Raw genomic sequence first — 15821 nt, 5'->3', positions numbered from 1 at the left:
GAGGATCCATGGGCATGGGGCAAGAAATTTGAAAAGTAATAAATAATTAGATACTAAAATATCGACACTTACCTAATGATAAGATGTCGGTATTTTTTTAATTTAAGTTAAGCAAACGATTGGCATTTTCCTCTAAAACAGCACGTCTTTGGCCAAACATTATCCAGATCGTAAAAGCCAAAGGCACTGCTACCATTAATATTTCTGAAATATAGTCGGTAGCCCATCCACTAAATTACCACCCAGCTGAATTCCAACCCAACTGAAGATCAGCTAGATAATCCATTAAGAAGTGGAAAATCATTGGCAGCCAAAGTTTACCGCTGTAAAGATAGAGAACAGACCACAAGAAGCCGCTACCCATTACGCCAATAACTTGTGCAATTGTTGCAGACAAGGTTTCACCGTTCCAGCCAACGTTACCAGCATGGGACAAGCCAAAAAGAATACCAGACGCATAAACTGCGATTGGTACACGCCATTTAGGGAAACGATTAAAGGCGGCAATAAAGATCAGAACCATCAAATAGCGTTCTGTTTCTTCCAAAATCCCTGGCTCAATGGCGGACGTAAGATTTGGAATAGTTAGATATTTTGAATGAATATCAATTGAGTAGCTAAAGAAAGCTGTATAAATCTGTTTGTCATAATCACTAAAAGCATTGTAAAACAAGTCGATTGTTGCGAAAACTATGATAATAATGAAAACCGACATTTGAAAATTGCGACTTTTGACAAATTTTAAATTTGGATTGAAACGATAGCCCCAGGCATAGCCTAAAAAGCAGGCTAAAATTAATAAAGCCAACGCTGCAATTACGCCTTGCCAGGTAATGGAATGCATAATCCGCAAGTTTTTGCTTACCCATAATGATTGATCAGGTCCATATTGCTGATCAAGTAAATAAACAGCTAGTATTCGAAGATACCATTTCTTTAGATCACCGGCATAAAGAACTGCTAGTGGTAATAACAAAACCAGATAGGCAGCCCAGAGCAAAAGGACCCATAGTATCTCCAGTTGTTTGTAATTAAGTAATAAATAATTACCCGTTGCTAACCAGACATCAATGAAATAACCGCTAAACAGCCAGAGATTTATCCAGCGAGTAATCTCATGATTAAGCTTGCTAGGATTTTTACACTTAAATTGAACGTAAAAATTTAAACCAATGACTAAGCATAAGAATACTAACTGAAAAATATTACCTGCAGTGTGCCCTCGCTTAGGAATCATCTCTAAAATTGTTACGATTAGTGTAATGAGCATTTGCGCGTTAAAGATCTGTTGCCAGCGTTTGCGTGGCAGAATCACAGCATTCATATTTATCCCTCCAATTTATGATTTTTAATTATAGTGCAATCGGAGGTAAAGCGAACTTTATTTTTAATTTTTTATTGCCAAAAACAATCCCGTATGATTTAATTTTAATATACATATAGGGAGTAACCGACAAATAATTGTATTTACGGCGTCATATCACGAAAGCAATTTCCGCTGTAAATTTAAATGGTGAGACTATGCATAAACTTTTTTAAGTTTGGGCATGGTCTCTTTTTTTGTCTAGACACGCCCAATTCTGGAGGATTTTATGAAACAGTATTATTTACAAACCAAGGACGAGGTTTTAAAAGAATTTAAAACCAGTATCGCCGGTTTATCGACTAAGCAAGCTGAAGAAAACTTAGCCAAATACGGTAAGAATGCCTTAGTTGAAGGCAAAAAGAAAACCGCCTTTCAGGTTTTCTTAGAGCAGTTCAAAGATTTGATGGTTATCATCCTAATCACCGCTGCAGTCATTTCTGCTTTTACCGGTGATTTAGAAAGTACACTAGTAATCATCGCCGTATTGATCCTAAACGCTATTTTGGGGACGGTACAACACGTTAAAGCAGAGAAATCGCTTGAATCACTCAAGTCGCTATCTTCACCTAGTGCCAAAGTTCTGCGCAATGGTGAAAAAATCGAAATTGATTCCAAAGACGTTGTTCCTGGCGACATTATGCTCTTAGAAGCCGGTGACATGGTTACCGCTGATGGTCGTATTTTGGACAACTATTCTCTTCAAGTTAACGAAAGTTCTTTAACCGGTGAATCAACCAACATCGACAAAGCTGACGTTGACTTTGATCATGAAATTCCATTGGGTGACCGTCTCAACATGGTTTACTCAAGTTCTCTTGTTACCTATGGACGTGCTAATGTCTTAGTTACTGGTACAGGGATGAACACTGAAATCGGTAAGATCGCTTCCTTGATGAATGAAACTAAGGAACGTCGTACCCCACTTCAAGTCTCACTTGATAAGTTCTCATCCAAACTGTCCACGGTAATTTTGATCATTTGTGCTATCGTACTTGGCTTGCAAATCTGGCGCGGTCAACCGATTATGGATGCACTTCTTTTTGCAGTTGCCTTAGCTGTAGCCGCAATTCCTGAAGCCTTGAGTTCAATCGTAACCATCGTGCAAGCTATGGGTACACAAAAGATGGCCAAAGAAAATGCCATTATCAAGAACTTGGCTGCTGTTGAATCTTTAGGTTCCGTTTCCGTTATTTGTTCCGATAAAACCGGTACTCTAACCCAAAACAAGATGACCGTTGAAGACATCTACATTGGTGGCGAAGTTTTAAAGCCAGAACAATTAGACTTAGGCAATCAATTACATCGCTACCTTTTATACGACGCAGTATTAAACAACGACTCAAGTTTAAAGGATGGCAAGAGCATCGGTGACCCCACCGAGTCAGCCTTGCTTGAAATGTACCGCAAGGTGCCAGGCATTGATTTAGGTAACAATCAACTTGGCTTGTCTGAAAGCGATCTTCGTGGTCTTTTAACTCGTCAGCAAGAAGTGCCATTCGACTCTGACCGTAAGTTGATGAGTACCAAGCACTTGATCCACACCGTACCTACTATCTTCGTTAAAGGTGCCATCGACGTCTTGCTTGACCGCTGTGACAACATCCGTATCGGCGATGAAGTTCGCCCATTAACTGATGAAGATAGAAAGAAGATTTTAGCTCAAAACGAACACTTCTCAGAAAATGGTTTGCGTGTTTTAACCTTTGCTTACAAGGAAAAAGACGAAGATCTTACTCCTGAGACAGAACACGGCTTTACCTTCATTGGTTTGGTTTCCGAAATGGACCCACCTCGTGAAGAAAGTGTTGAAGCAGTTGCTCGTGCTAAAAAAGCCGGCATCCGTACCGTCATGATCACTGGTGACCACAAGGTTACTGCCGCTGCCATTGCCAAAAAGATCGGTATTTTCAATGACGGCGACATCGCCGTTACCGGTTTAGAGCTCGATAAGATGAGTGATGAAGAACTTGAACAAAAGATTGAAAAGATCTCTGTTTACGCTCGTGTATCGCCAGAAAATAAGATCCGCATTGTTAACGCATGGCAAAAGAAAGATAAGATCGTTTCAATGACTGGTGACGGTGTCAACGATGCTCCTGCATTAAAGAAGGCTGACATCGGTGTAGCCATGGGTATTACCGGTACCGAAGTATCAAAAGACGCAGCTAGCATGATCTTAGCTGATGACAACTTCGCTACTATTATCAAGCAGTTGCCAATGGCCGTACCGTTTTTGAAAATATCAAAAACGCAATCATGTACCTACTTTCTGGTAACTTGTCTGCGATCATCACTGTACTTTTTGCCTCAATTGGTGGTTTCTCAGTACCATTTATCGCAGTTCAACTTCTGTTTATCAACTTGGTAACCGACTCCCTTCCAGCTTTGGCAATCGGAATGGAACCAGGTGCACCAGATATTCTTGATAGAAAACCACGTGATCCTAAGGTTGGTATTCTTGATAAGAGCTTAGTAACTAAGGTAACTCTTCAAGGTATCATCATCTCGGTTGGTGTTATTGCTGCCTTTATGATTGGCCGTCAAACTAGTGCTACTGTCGCATGTACAATGGCATTCTCAACTTTGACATTTGCTCGTTTGCTTCACGGTTTCAACTGCCGCTCACAGCACAGCATTTTCAAGATTGGCTTTAAGAACAACTGGTACAGCTTAGCTGCCTTCGCAGTTGGTACATTATTGTTAGCATTGATTTTATTCGTGCCAGCCTTCACAGCTTGTTTGCCGTAACTCCATTGACTAGCACTCAACTTCTTTGGATTATCGGGTTAGCATTAATGCCTACTATCATCATTCAAATTGTTAAGGTAGTTCAAGAAAATAGATAATTTTTATTCAATATCCGCTGGGTCATTTGACCATACGATGCAGATCCTCAACTTCATTTACCCGAAGATGGCGGCACAACCAATGTGGCTTGTGTCCTCTGTTATCTTGATGATCGTTATCTGCCTTGTACTAGGTCACATCACTAAACCATATTTGAATCAATTAGTCGGTTCTGGTCTACCACAAATTGAAGCTGTTTTCTCAGGTGAAAACAAGATACCATGCTGGACAAGGGTTAGCCGAAAGCGTCTTTGAATCAGACAAAGATCAAATTAAGGAACTGCAAGAATGTGGTGTTGCGGCAGAACTTGCAGCTGTCTTTAGTGCACCAATTGCCGGCGCAATGTTCTTAGTTGAAGAAATCTCCTTCAGCTTTAAACCCAAAAAGGTGGTCTCAATTTTAGCCGCCAGCTTCTCAGCTGATTTCATGACTATTCTGTTCTTTGGTAACAAGCCATGTTTATACTTGCCAGTTCGCGGCTACTTCCCAATCAATGCCTACTGGACTTTGCCAATTATCGGTATTGTATTAGGACTTTTAGCTTGAAGCCCATCTTCAGTAAACTTATATTCCAGCTGGTCTTTGGAATTCTCACCTGCTCGGTGTTTCAAACGTTTTGATCACTGATTTGTTCAACCATAAGCTCAATACGCAATTACTTCTTGGATCAAGTAAATCCAGAGATCGCGTTGTCTGTAGCTGAACACAAATTGGGCCACGCCATTGGTTTGGAACACAACGACAGTCAACCATCAGTTATGAACTCTGCGGTAACTGATCAACGTGCTTGCACCATCCAACAATGTGATATCGATGCTGTTAAAGCTATTTATAATGAAAAATAAGTCATATTTTAAAAGCCTCATGATTGTTACTATTTGCAACAATCATGGGCTTTTTGTTTTCTACATATTTAGTTCAAAGGCTAAGCGATCTGGATCGTCGTTTTCGTGTACTTGGATAATGCCGCGATATTCAAAACCAAAGTCTATAGCTAATCTTTGCATTGGTTTATTCAAACGGTGAGTATCGACACGGAAATTTCTAACACCATTCGCATATTGCAAGCTGACGATGTTTGACATAAAGATCTTGCCTAACCCCTGGCCTTGATAATCTGCGCTCAAGCAAATACGGTGAATTGTCGCATAAAGATCATTATCATTTTGCCATGCACCATCGATCTCTTGATAAGTTGGTTCAATCCCGGCGATTACTGCCGCATACCCAGCTACCTTATCGCCTACCATCAACACATAGCCGTTTTTATTATTAATATCATTTAAAATTGATTCTTCATTTGGATAGCCATTTTGCCATTGCGTACTGCCTGATTTTTTCAAAAATGCCTTGGCATCCCCAATAATAGCCATAATCTCAACCAAGTCATCCTTAGTTGCCAATCTCGTGTATTTTTGCATTTTGATTCCTTCTCCATAAACAAAAACGAATCTGCAATCTCTGCAAATTCGTATTTTTCATGGATTATTTTTTCATATAAGGCTTGATGATGTCAAGAAGTTCTCTCAAAGCTACCCAATCTGACATCTCTTGCACTGAGAAAGGCTTGCCAGGTTCTGCAGGTGTACCATTGTCCAAGAACAAGTAAGCATATCCTTTAAAGATATCGATGTTTACGCCGAAACTATTTGCACTTGTGTTAGTTTGACGCAACATCAATGCTGGATAACCTAACTTATCCTTTAAGTGGTGATATACACTCCAATTTTCTGATTCTTTGACGCCCTGTTCAATCTTTTGAACAATTTCTTTATCTTCCATCGTTCTCTTCCTTTTCTTTTTACGCCAAAAATATATATTTACTATTATATTAATGATACCATTCTTATCAGCTAATAACCGACTTTAGGGGTTACTTTTTATTAAAATAAGCTAGTCATGTATTCGCTTACCGCACGCTGTTGCATTTCTTGCCAATTATTAAATTTCGTCTCTTTTTTGACAAAATCGTCGATTACTTTGTCATCAATCTTTTCGATCTCTTGGAAGTCCTTCAAGCCAAGTTCTCTTACAAACACATCAATCGTAGCAAAGCTGGTATTCTTTTGCATGAACATTGGACTGAACAAATCTTGATAAGATACTGCTTGCTGGTCGCCGCGTTCTTCAGCGACCTTCTCTAAATTTTGCTTCAATTTGTCTTTTTCGTTAGTCATAATTTATCCTTCTCTAAAAAAATCTTGGTATTTAACTACTTTAACATTATGTTCTCTAGCATACTTAATAAAATTATCTGAATATTCTTTGGTAAAGAAATATAAATACGTCCTCTTAATTTTAGGTAATAATGTAGCCCGCATCATTAATGTATCGATCATTTCATGATTAAGCTTATCGGCATTTCTCCACTTACATTCGCCAACGATAGCTTCTGTTTCATTGAAATTAATTGCCACAACATCAATTTCTTCTTGGCGATGACGAACCGGATTATTCCCCCACCAGCCAGAAATCTTCTTAGGATAAAATGGTAGATTATCTTGTTGCCATAGCCAGTCTTTAGAAGCTTGTTCAAATACTGGTCCTAAAAATCTTGGTAATTCATCCATAATGGCTGCTAAAATTCCATCAGTTTTCTCAAGTGCTATTTGATCTTGAGCTTCAGCAATAAACTTAAACCAAAACTTAAACAAATTATCCTTAAATGCATAAATAGATTTTCTAGAGTTATGTTCCAAAATTGGTTGTTTGCGTTCAATAATTTCAAGTTCAATTAAGTTATTAAGGTAAGAACTAATACTATTTGTGCCAGTTAAACCAATTGCTTGACTTATTTGAGAATTCTTATTTTTACCATGAGCTAACGCATTTAAAATAGAAAAATATGTAGCTGGTTTACGTAACTCTTCTTGTAATAAAACATTCGGTTCATCTTGAAGTGGTGCATTTTGCATCAAAAACATTCTTTGAATATTCTCAGGAACACTTAAATTTTGATCAACAAAACTCAAATACTGAGGAATACCATCCGTTATCCCATAGTAAGCCATCAAATCTTCATCATTAACTTTGGGCAACATTTTTTTAGTATCAAAGATATCAAATGGACGAATCTTAAATTGACCTGTCTTTCGACCATAAAGTGGACTTTGATAGCCCAAAACTTGGTGCTCCATAAAGGACATCGATGAGCCACACAAGATCAACATAATATTGTTATTTTCCTTATAAATATGGTCAATTACGTATTGCAATATTGAGCTAATTTCTGATGCAGCTTGCGCAAAATATGGATATTCATCCATTACAAAAATTAGTTTTTCTTGTTGGCGATTAGCTATATCTTGAATTTCTTCAAATGCTTCTTCCAAATCTTGAAAAGTTCTTCCTTTGTTTATTCTATTTGGCTGTTCAAAATTTAAAATTGCATTTGAAAGAAAACGTAAATTTGTTTCGACTGTTGCTTCAACTCCCTGAACATAAATTGCAGGTTTATCAACAATAAATTGTTTAATTAATGAAGTCTTTCCTACACGGCGGCGCCCATAGACAACTGCCATTTCAAAATTAGAGCTATTATACATTCGGTTTAAATTTTTTAATTCAATTTCTCGGCCAATAAATTTGTTCATTTTTGCTCCAGTAATTATAATTACAGTAATTACGATTACAGTAATTACGATTACTGTAATCATAATTATTATAATCTTATTTATTCTATTTCTCAAAAGATTGAAAATGATCTCAATCTTTACTTATCAATTCCCCATTATCCGTTATAATGAGAAACGAGAATTATACATTAGGGGATCTTACAATGGAGAATCGTTACAAGAGTGTCTTTGACATCATCGGACCGGTCATGGTCGGGCCGTCAAGCTCACACACTGCTGGTGCCGTAGCCATTGGCCGTGAAGGCAACCGACTATTCGGCGGCGTACCTAAAAAAGTTACTGTACATTATTATGGCTCTTTTGCGCAAACGCACCGCGGACATGGTACTGACTATGCCATCGCTGCAGGAATCTTGGGCTTTACTACAGACGATTTGCGTGTGCCGCGAGCACCTGAGATTGCGCGCCAACGCGGAATCGATATTCGCTTTGTTGAAGAAGAAGGCCAAAGCCCCATCGGCCACCCTAACACTGCGATTTTGGACATGTCAGATGGTGAAAAGAAGGCCCAATTATCAGGCTGCTCTATCGGTGGCGGTGCCATCGAAGTGCGCGACATCGTCTTACACGGCATCAACATCAAGCCAGCCGGTTCTCTACCAATAGTGATCTTAGTTGATTTTGAGAGAAAACTTAATCACGAGAGATCCTTATCTGACTTTTTGAAACTCAAGGCCCCTTTTAAGGAAAAAAGAATCTACAAGTCGCACGCTTGTTACATCTATGAGTACGATATCCAAAATTACTTCAAACCAGACTTAACTGGTGAATTACGGAAGAAATATCCTCACATCATTTGTTTATAGATAGGAAGAAATCATGTACAACCACATTAAAGAAATTGTCGCCGACTCTGAAAAAACAGGCAAACCTATCTCTGAATTGATCATCGAGCAAGAATGCCAAATGTCAGGCTTACCTCGTGAAAAAGTCTGGAACAAAATGAAATACAATCTGGAAACCATGCGCGATGCGGTGAAAAAAGGTCGCAGCGGCAATGGTGTGTTTTCCAGCACTGGCTTAACTGGCGGTGAGGCCGTGAAGATAAAGAAATATATTGAGAAAGGCCACACCCTTTCTGGCGACACGATCATGACTGCCGTACAGAATGCTGTTGCAACTAACGAAGTTAATGCGGCAATGGGTGTCATTTGTGCTACGCCAACAGCTGGTTCATCCGGCACCTTGCCTGGTGTCTTGTTTTTATTAGAAAAGCGACTCAACTTAACTGAGGAGCAAATGATTCGCTTCTTGTTCACTGCCGGTGGCTTTGGCATGGTGATCGCCAACAATGCCGAAATCGCTGGTGCTACTGGCGGCTGCCAAGCTGAAGTAGGCTCTGCCTCTGCCATGGGTGCGGCTGCGGCAGTTGAAGCAGCTGGCGGCACCGCCGAACAAAGTGCACAGGCTTTATCGATTGCAATGTCGAATCTGCTTGGCCTTGTTTGTGACCCTATTGCAGGACTGGTTGAAGTGCCTTGCGTGAAAAGAAATGCGATTGGTGCTGGGAACGCTTTGATTGCGGCAGATATGGCGCTGGCGGGATGCACTAGTGTAATTCCGGCTGACGAATGTATCGATGCCATGAAAAAAGTTGGCCACCAAATGCCAGCATCCCTACGCGAAACAGGAATCGGTGGCTTAGCTGGTACGCCAACCGGACAAGCAATCAAAGCAAAGATTTTTGGTGAGGATGCATAATGAGAGACGGCGAAACAATCAAAAACGACATCATTAACCACCTCGCTCAGGTGATCGACCCTGAATTAAACGTCGACGTGGTTAATTTAGGCTTAATCTATGGTATCGACTTGGACGAAGATGGCATCTGCTTAATCAACATGACTTTGACCACTCCAGCCTGTCCCTTGACCGGCTTTTTAATCGATGCAATCACTAAAGAAGTTAAAAAAGTTGAAGAAGTAAAAAACGTGGACGTAGAATTTGTCTGGTATCCGGTTTGGTCGCCGGACCGTATGAGCGACGCCGCAAAGAAGTATTTTGGTTATGAAAAGAAGGATTAATTAAGGGAGTAGTAATGGATATTTGGTATCAAATCGGGATTTTTGTAGGTTTCTTTTTCGTGGGTCTTGCACTTTACATCTTCAGGGGATGTCGCAAAAGCAGCTACCCTGCCAATTTCACTAACTTCATCTTTTCCATTTCGATCTCAACGGCTGGCGTTTTAATCATTATCGCCAGCCTTGCCGCAATTCAGCCGCATAACTGGTACACCAGTAGTCAATTTTGGAGAATGCTCATTATAGGCTAAACAAAAATGCCTAATACCAACTAGGTACTAAGCATTTTTTATATTCTTTTTATTTAATTAGTGAGTCGTAAATTGCAATAATGAATTTAATTTTACAATCGGCCTTAATAAAATCAAAGCAGAAGTAGAACAGGTCGAAGAAGTTAAAAATGTAGACGTCGAATTCGTCTGGTACCCTGTTTGATCACCAAATAAGATGAGCGACGCAGCTAAAAAATACTTTGGCATAGAATAAAGAGAAGTAATTCCAAGTTTGAATTACTTCTCTTTTAATTTTTGATTTACTTTAATAAAATGTCGCTAGGCACAATTCCTTTACCAAAGTATGGTTTAAGTTCAATTTGGTAATCTTTCTTGAAGAAACCTTCAGCAGTCAAACGATTGATTTGTTTATTAGTCCACTTCAATAAAGATTTGTTACCCTTCTTAACAGCAGGTGCAATAAATTGGTGAGGACCAATTGATCTAATTCCAACTACATATTGCGGATTCTTTTTAATCCAGGCATATAAGTAGGAGTTATCATCAGCTAATGCAGCTCCTCGCTTATTTTTCATTGCATTAAATTGCTGGGTTTCTGAATCAAAACGTAAAAGCTTTATTCCAGGACGCTTAGCAAAGTAATTTTCACCCGTTGATCCTTTCAAAAGAATCAATTGTTTCCCTCGCAATTGCTTTTCACTGGTAATCGGGTGACTCTTAGGTGAAACGACACCAGTTGATACTTTCATGTAAGGATGGGCAAAATCTACTATTTCTGCTCTTTCTGGAGTCTTGGTAAAGTTGGCTAAGACCATATCTACTTTATCAGAATTCAATGCGTCAACCCGGTTATTTCCGTTAAGTTGGGTAAATCGTGGTTTCACACCTAATTCTTTAGCTAATTCTCGTGCAAGTCGCAAATCAAAACCAACCCGTTTACCTTGAGAGTTAACCCAACCATATGGTGGTAAGTCACCATAAACACCAATTCGAATATAACCTCGACGCTTAATTTGGGTCACACTATTATTGTTACTCCAACCGCCACCACCAGCAGAACGAGCTAGATATGGTTTAGTTAAACCCATATAAGCTGAAGCTAACACTACGACAGCGGCAATTACACTAATAATAGTGTTGAATATCTTTCGTCCACTCATAGTTTCATCCCCCTAGAAGTCCATATCAGTGAGGAATTGCTGAGCTCTTTCAGATTGTGGTTCAATAAAGAACTGTTCACAAGGAGTTTTCTCAATAATCCTGCCTTTTTCCAAAAAGAGGACTTGATCAGCGACACGTTTAGCAAAGTTCATTTGGTGAGTAACTAAAATCATTGTCATATGATCATTTTCTGAAAGTTTTTTAACAATATCTTCAATACCACGAACCATTTCAGGGTCAAGAGATGCAGTAATTTCATCAAGTAGAATAACTTCAGGCTTCATAGCTAAAGTACGGACAATTGCCACTCTTTGTTGTTGACCACCAGATAATTCTCGAGGATACGTGTCAGCATATTGATCCATATTTACCCGTTTTAACAAATGATGTGCTTCTTGTTCTACTTCTGCTCGATCCCGTTTTTGGACCTTCGTAGGTGCCAAAAGAATATTTTGCATTACTGTTAGGTTTGGAAAAAGATCATATGATTGAAAAACCATGCCAATCTTTTGTCGAATAGCTTGCCATTCTTTTGGAGAGGACTGGACCTTTTTACCATGAAAGACAATCTCACCATTTTTATAATTTTCCAAACCATTCAGTGTTCTTAAGAGTGTTGATTTACCTGAACCTGAGGGACCCAGAATCGCCAAAACTTCACCCTTTTTCAAATTAAAGCTAATATCGTGAAGTGCTTGCCAGTCACCATAAAACTTGTTTAGATGTTCCACTTTTAAAATTTCTTCAGTCATTTTTCTCACCTATTTTTGCTTTGCCATTAAACTCTTTGCCCATACTGATAAAGGATAATCCAGGATAAAGTAAAAGAAGAAAATCAAACCATAAACCCAGAAAACACCTGTTGGGAATTTTTGATTATTTGCTTCAATAATTTGTTGTCCCACATTGATAACATCCATTACACTGATCAACATTAAAATAGAAGTTGTTTTAATTACTCTTGTTGCTAAGTTGATCGTAGCTGGTAACTCTAACTTGAATGCTTGAGGTAACAAAACATACAAGAAAAGCTGCGTCTTACTCAAACCCAATGCCAAGCCACTTTCCTTTTGAGCTAATGGCACGGATTGCAAAGCCCCACGAACAATATCGCTGAACTCTGCTGCTACCCAAAGCGAAAAAGCTAAGACTGCCATCCAGAACCCGGCCAATTAATATGCAAGCTACGAGGCAAAATATAATAAACCAAATAAAGTAGAACTACACTAGGTAAAATCCTAAAGATCTCCATGTAGACTCTTAAAATGCAACGAATTATTTTATTCGGCATTGTCCGAAGAACACCGAATATAGTTCCAATAAGCAATCCAATGATAATTGACAAAGCAGCAATCCAAATAGAGGTCCATAAACCAACTAATAGCCGATCAAAGTTGCTACCGCTGAATAAGACATTAATCCCCGAATGCGCCATAACGAACTTTCCTTTCTAGCCAGTTTAAAAGTAAAATTACTGGAATCATAATAATTGCATACCCGATAACCAACATTAATAAATATTCATTAGACCGGTAATACATTCCGATCAAATCCAATGCCGTATTAGTCAATTCAGGAATTGCAATCACTGTAAAAATAGATGTTTCCTTAATAAGAAAAATCACATTAGCTGCCAAAGCTGGCATACTTAAGGCAAATCCTTGCGGGAACACAATGTATCTTGCTAATTGAAAGCGATTCATTCCTAAAGCTTCACCAGAATTGATTTGACTATCCGTTACCCCTTGGAAGCCACCGGTGAACCCTTCAGCCATGTAGCCTCCCCCAAGGAAAATCAAACCGATAATTCCTGCAGTAATTGATGACATTCGCCAACCAATTACCGGGAATGCATAATACAAAAAGAAAAGTTGAATTAAAAGCGGTGTATTGCGTGCCAATTCGACATAAGCTGTTGCAATCTGACTTAAGATCGGGGTCTTAAAGTATTGCAGCAAACTTGCAATGACTCCAACAATGATTGAGCCAATAATCCCAACCAATGAGAGCCAAACAGTAAAAACGAAGGCATGCCCATATGCTGGCAATGCCTGCTGTATAATGGTCCAATCCATTTACATACCTCTCATTCATTAAAACATCTTACTTTAATGTGAATAATAATAGTCTTATTAATATAAGTCAAATTTAATTTTAATTTTTGTTTATTATTCAAAAAAATCATATAATATTTAACAGATTTAAAAAGACTGGGAAAAAGTTGATGTATGTTTTTTACCAAATCGGTATCTCAATAGGGATGATTGTAGTAGCATTTGCTATTCACATTTTACGTCAAGCTATTAATGGGAATTCTCTGTTCATTATGTTTAATTATCTTTTTGCCTTATCAATTTCCATTGGTGGAATTTTTATTATTGTCGCTAGTTTAGCAGCTATGCAACCGCAGAATTGGTACACTAGCAGCCCTCTTGGGAAGATTTTAATTGCAAGTTAAAAAATGATCCATTACCTTAATTGGTAGTGGATCATTTTACTTTTATTTTATTCGACTATTACCAGTCTCATAATTCAAGCGAACACCATCTTTAACGTTAAGAAATTAACTACTTACTAAAGCCTACTTTATACCAAACACTATTTGCAGCTGTTGGTTTTAACGAGTTGTTCACGATCTTATTATTAACAGCTTGAATCGCATAAGAGTTAGTCATTGGTACAATATAAGCTTCATCATTCATATATTGTTGCCATTTATGAAAAGCTGCTACCCGGTACTTGTGATTGAATGCCTTAGTAGAATCAATTTCATCAAGCAATTTATTGTTTTCCTTGGTAACGAATCTAGAGTCATTCATTGGGTTAGTTTCGCTGTACATCCCTCTTGGTGAAGGCTCTTATGACAATGACCAAGCTGCCATAAACATATCGACATTTTTATCATCGTGGTCCAGTTTGTCGTAGAAGGAATTGAACTCAATTAATCTGCCACCAGTTAAGCTGACATGCAAGCCGATTTTATGCCACTGTTGAATATAATTCTGAATAATCGGCTCTTGCACTGCAGAACCTGTCATTTCGGCCAAGTGAATATTCAAAGGCTTGCCATTAGGTTGAACCCTCCATTTGCCTTTCTTCTTGTAGCTAGCTTTATCCAATAATTGGTTGGCTTTCTTTAAATTGTATGGAAAGCCTTTTGCATTTTTATCGAAGTAATCACCAAATTGAGCAGTAATCAAAGTTGGCACTCTGAAAATCAATCCCTGCGTATATCTCTTTTCAACTTGATTAATATTCTTGGCATAGGCAATTGCCTGACGCAAAGATTTATTATTCATCTTGGCATTCTTATCCATGACATTCTTGCCATTCTCCCACTTCCCGACTTTGAAGCCTAAGTAACTATATGCAAGAGGGATATTAGCAATAAAGTTAGTATTCTTAGCGTTCTTGACTGCTTGCCAATCAGGGTTAACTACATCTGCAATATCAAACTTGTGACTCTTAATCGCTTTACTAGCTGTTTTAGTTGAAACAACTTGCGCCACAATCTTATTCAACTTTGGTTTACCTCTCCAATAATATTTATTGGGAACCCAAGTTACTGACTGACCTCTGACAACTTTGCTAACTTTATATGGTCCAAAGAATAATGGATCTTTTCTGATTTGATCTGATGAAACTAATTTACTGAAAGGTACATCCTTTAAATGATGATATGGAGCTGCCGTTTCAATAAAATAGTCATTACAAGATTGCAACATCCCTGGCTTCATTGCTAAGAAGTGAATGACAATAGTTCTACCATTTTCACCATCAGGATAAGTTATGCCTGAAATAGTTTTAGCTTTGCCATTATGATAGGCTTTCATTCCTACGATATTAGCTAAAGGATCCGAGTACCGTAGACTGTTAGTAGCCTTATTAGCGGTCATTTCATATGGATATTCCAATTCCTTAGCAACCATTTAACTCCTTTCTTAACAGTAATTGTTACTGTCTTGGCTTTCTTGTCTAATTTAAAAGTAGCTGGGCCTTTATTAGTAATCTTATATTGATTATCAGTATCGAACAAAGCCTCATTACCAAATTGCATTACGTCTGAATCCACTTGATCAACTGATAACTGACTATCAAAAATCCCTTTAAAAGGAGTATCAGTTTCAATAGCATAGGACAAAGTCCCGCCCTTTTTTTTGTGGGGGTTGTTCTGGGAACTTCTTGGCGCTCTTAGTTGCACTCTTATTATTTTGACCACAAGCAGCTACACTTAAAGCTGCACCAACATTTAAACTTGCGGAACTGACTAACTTCATGCTTTCATAATCTTTACTCTTTCTTTTTTAATAAAAAAAGACCCTCATCCCAATTAGGGACGTGAGTCTTCACTTAATAATCGTTTAATTAATTATTTAACAAAAATCGCCGCACACCATAATTTAGGATTACAAAATAGGCCATCATTTTGGTGGTGGCGTCGTAATTCTACTGTTAATGCGCTTTGTGATTCTAACATGATATGTAGCTCCTTTCTTAAATAAATTTAATGTTATAAAAATCTTGCTAATGAAGTTTGTCAACAGAAAATTTTATTTT

At 38.3% G+C, this 15821-nt stretch carries 17 protein-coding genes and 3 pseudogenes; 10 read left to right on the top strand and 10 right to left on the bottom strand.

From position 1 onward, the window contains the following. Positions 1–235: 235 nt before the first annotated feature. Complete coding sequence (locus tag JCM1039_RS10665) at positions 236–1324, bottom strand: CPBP family intramembrane glutamic endopeptidase (protein WP_236692599.1); 1089 nt, start codon at positions 1322–1324, stop codon at positions 236–238. A gap of 268 nt (positions 1325–1592) precedes the next feature. On the opposite strand from JCM1039_RS10665, the gene JCM1039_RS10660 reads away from it, so the two are divergent. The 4 genes from JCM1039_RS10660 (at position 1593) to JCM1039_RS11960 (ending at position 5059) form a co-directional block, all read left to right on the top strand. Further along, complete coding sequence (locus JCM1039_RS10660; protein WP_244438038.1) at positions 1593–3734, top strand: HAD-IC family P-type ATPase; 2142 nt, start codon at positions 1593–1595, stop codon at positions 3732–3734. Further along, entirely contained in the window at positions 3623–4114 is a 492-nt protein-coding gene (locus JCM1039_RS12580; RefSeq protein ID WP_244438037.1) for a cation transporting ATPase C-terminal domain-containing protein, read from the top strand. The genes JCM1039_RS10660 and JCM1039_RS12580 overlap by 112 nt, the downstream gene beginning before the upstream one ends. A gap of 304 nt (positions 4115–4418) precedes the next feature. Continuing rightward, positions 4419–4760 carry a chloride channel protein gene (locus JCM1039_RS12575; protein WP_025014810.1) on the top strand — a complete coding sequence of 114 codons (342 nt, stop codon included), beginning with the start codon at positions 4419–4421 and terminating at the stop codon, positions 4758–4760. A gap of 116 nt (positions 4761–4876) precedes the next feature. After that, entirely contained in the window at positions 4877–5059 is a 183-nt protein-coding gene (locus JCM1039_RS11960) for a matrixin family metalloprotease (protein ID WP_236692596.1), read from the top strand. Positions 5060–5119: 60 nt separating this feature from the next. Here the strand turns inward: JCM1039_RS11960 and JCM1039_RS04410 are convergent, their stop codons facing one another. From JCM1039_RS04410 to JCM1039_RS04395, 4 genes are all read right to left on the bottom strand, one after another. Further along, positions 5120–5635 carry a GNAT family N-acetyltransferase gene (locus JCM1039_RS04410; protein ID WP_025014809.1) on the bottom strand — a complete coding sequence of 172 codons (516 nt, stop codon included), beginning with the start codon at positions 5633–5635 and terminating at the stop codon, positions 5120–5122. A 64-nt stretch (positions 5636–5699) separates the two neighbouring features. After that, the gene (locus tag JCM1039_RS04405; protein WP_025014808.1) at positions 5700–5996 is read right to left on the bottom strand and encodes a hypothetical protein; all 297 of its coding nucleotides are present in this window, start codon (positions 5994–5996) and stop codon (positions 5700–5702) included. Between the two features lie 101 nt (positions 5997–6097). Next, entirely contained in the window at positions 6098–6391 is a 294-nt protein-coding gene (locus JCM1039_RS04400) for a hypothetical protein (RefSeq protein ID WP_013438308.1), read from the bottom strand. Between the two features lie 3 nt (positions 6392–6394). After that, the gene (locus JCM1039_RS04395) at positions 6395–7807 is read right to left on the bottom strand and encodes an ATP-binding protein (protein WP_025014807.1); all 1413 of its coding nucleotides are present in this window, start codon (positions 7805–7807) and stop codon (positions 6395–6397) included. Positions 7808–7992: 185 nt separating this feature from the next. Here JCM1039_RS04395 and JCM1039_RS04390 point away from each other — a divergent pair, with 185 nt between their 5' ends. From JCM1039_RS04390 to JCM1039_RS12915, 5 genes and pseudogenes are all read left to right on the top strand, one after another. Next, positions 7993–8655 carry a serine dehydratase beta chain gene (locus tag JCM1039_RS04390; protein WP_025014806.1) on the top strand — a complete coding sequence of 221 codons (663 nt, stop codon included), beginning with the start codon at positions 7993–7995 and terminating at the stop codon, positions 8653–8655. 13 nt (positions 8656–8668) lie between these two features. Continuing rightward, positions 8669–9550 carry an L-serine ammonia-lyase, iron-sulfur-dependent, subunit alpha gene (gene sdaAA / locus JCM1039_RS04385; protein WP_025014805.1) on the top strand — a complete coding sequence of 294 codons (882 nt, stop codon included), beginning with the start codon at positions 8669–8671 and terminating at the stop codon, positions 9548–9550. Beyond that, complete coding sequence (locus JCM1039_RS04380; protein ID WP_013642220.1) at positions 9550–9873, top strand: metal-sulfur cluster assembly factor; 324 nt, start codon at positions 9550–9552, stop codon at positions 9871–9873. Before sdaAA ends, JCM1039_RS04380 begins: the two co-directional genes overlap by 1 nt. A 14-nt stretch (positions 9874–9887) precedes the next feature. Further along, positions 9888–10121 carry a hypothetical protein gene (locus JCM1039_RS11955; RefSeq protein ID WP_013642221.1) on the top strand — a complete coding sequence of 78 codons (234 nt, stop codon included), beginning with the start codon at positions 9888–9890 and terminating at the stop codon, positions 10119–10121. A gap of 124 nt (positions 10122–10245) precedes the next feature. Continuing rightward, positions 10246–10356 (top strand): annotated as a pseudogene (locus tag JCM1039_RS12915) (DNA methyltransferase); the annotation flags it as partial. Between the two features lie 46 nt (positions 10357–10402). Here JCM1039_RS12915 and JCM1039_RS04375 read toward each other — a convergent pair. The 4 genes and pseudogenes from JCM1039_RS04375 to JCM1039_RS04360 all read right to left on the bottom strand — a co-directional run bounded on the left by JCM1039_RS04375 (position 10403) and on the right by JCM1039_RS04360 (position 13339). Continuing rightward, entirely contained in the window at positions 10403–11263 is an 861-nt protein-coding gene (locus JCM1039_RS04375) for a transporter substrate-binding domain-containing protein (protein WP_025014804.1), read from the bottom strand. A gap of 12 nt (positions 11264–11275) precedes the next feature. Continuing rightward, positions 11276–12016: an amino acid ABC transporter ATP-binding protein gene (locus JCM1039_RS04370; RefSeq protein ID WP_025014803.1), complete on the bottom strand. Its 741-nt coding sequence runs from the start codon at positions 12014–12016 to the stop codon at positions 11276–11278. 9 nt (positions 12017–12025) lie between these two features. Then, positions 12026–12699 (bottom strand): annotated as a pseudogene (locus JCM1039_RS10645) (amino acid ABC transporter permease). Next, positions 12680–13339, bottom strand: coding sequence for an amino acid ABC transporter permease (locus JCM1039_RS04360; RefSeq protein WP_025014802.1), 660 nt, complete (start codon positions 13337–13339; stop codon positions 12680–12682). The pseudogene JCM1039_RS10645 and the gene JCM1039_RS04360 overlap by 20 nt, the downstream one beginning before the upstream one ends. Before the next feature lie 149 nt (positions 13340–13488). Between JCM1039_RS04360 and JCM1039_RS04355 the strand changes: the two genes are divergently transcribed. After that, positions 13489–13722, top strand: coding sequence for a hypothetical protein (locus JCM1039_RS04355; protein WP_025014801.1), 234 nt, complete (start codon positions 13489–13491; stop codon positions 13720–13722). Positions 13723–13831: 109 nt separating this feature from the next. On the opposite strand, the pseudogene JCM1039_RS10640 reads toward JCM1039_RS04355, so the two are convergent. After that, positions 13832–15541: pseudogene (locus JCM1039_RS10640) on the bottom strand (oligopeptide ABC transporter substrate-binding protein). Positions 15542–15821: the final 280 nt, after the last annotated feature.

It is taken from the genome of Lactobacillus kitasatonis DSM 16761 = JCM 1039 (assembly GCF_000615285.1).
GTDB lineage: Bacteria > Bacillota > Bacilli > Lactobacillales > Lactobacillaceae > Lactobacillus > Lactobacillus kitasatonis.
Note: the sequence above shows the minus strand (reverse complement) of the source record. Positions and strands in the feature narration are given on the sequence as shown.

What these genes read in the sequence shown, in the direction of transcription:
- JCM1039_RS04370 (WP_025014803.1), bottom strand. Translation starts at nt 12,016, where the DNA reads ATGACTGAAGAAATTTTAAAAGTGGAACATCTAAACAAGTTTTATGGT.
- JCM1039_RS11955 (WP_013642221.1), top strand. Translation starts at nt 9,888, where the DNA reads ATGGATATTTGGTATCAAATCGGGATTTTTGTAGGTTTCTTTTTCGTG.
- JCM1039_RS04390 (WP_025014806.1), top strand. Translation starts at nt 7,993, where the DNA reads ATGGAGAATCGTTACAAGAGTGTCTTTGACATCATCGGACCGGTCATG.
- JCM1039_RS10665 (WP_236692599.1), bottom strand. Translation starts at nt 1,324, where the DNA reads ATGAATGCTGTGATTCTGCCACGCAAACGCTGGCAACAGATCTTTAAC.
- JCM1039_RS04400 (WP_013438308.1), bottom strand. Translation starts at nt 6,391, where the DNA reads ATGACTAACGAAAAAGACAAATTGAAGCAAAATTTAGAGAAGGTCGCT.
- JCM1039_RS04405 (WP_025014808.1), bottom strand. Translation starts at nt 5,996, where the DNA reads ATGGAAGATAAAGAAATTGTTCAAAAGATTGAACAGGGCGTCAAAGAA.
- JCM1039_RS04355 (WP_025014801.1), top strand. Translation starts at nt 13,489, where the DNA reads ATGTATGTTTTTTACCAAATCGGTATCTCAATAGGGATGATTGTAGTA.
- JCM1039_RS04375 (WP_025014804.1), bottom strand. Translation starts at nt 11,263, where the DNA reads ATGAGTGGACGAAAGATATTCAACACTATTATTAGTGTAATTGCCGCT.
- sdaAA (WP_025014805.1), top strand. Translation starts at nt 8,669, where the DNA reads ATGTACAACCACATTAAAGAAATTGTCGCCGACTCTGAAAAAACAGGC.
- JCM1039_RS12580 (WP_244438037.1), top strand. Translation starts at nt 3,623, where the DNA reads ATGTACCTACTTTCTGGTAACTTGTCTGCGATCATCACTGTACTTTTT.
- JCM1039_RS10660 (WP_244438038.1), top strand. Translation starts at nt 1,593, where the DNA reads ATGAAACAGTATTATTTACAAACCAAGGACGAGGTTTTAAAAGAATTT.
- JCM1039_RS04380 (WP_013642220.1), top strand. Translation starts at nt 9,550, where the DNA reads ATGAGAGACGGCGAAACAATCAAAAACGACATCATTAACCACCTCGCT.
- JCM1039_RS04395 (WP_025014807.1), bottom strand. Translation starts at nt 7,807, where the DNA reads ATGAACAAATTTATTGGCCGAGAAATTGAATTAAAAAATTTAAACCGA.
- JCM1039_RS04410 (WP_025014809.1), bottom strand. Translation starts at nt 5,635, where the DNA reads ATGCAAAAATACACGAGATTGGCAACTAAGGATGACTTGGTTGAGATT.
- JCM1039_RS04360 (WP_025014802.1), bottom strand. Translation starts at nt 13,339, where the DNA reads ATGGATTGGACCATTATACAGCAGGCATTGCCAGCATATGGGCATGCC.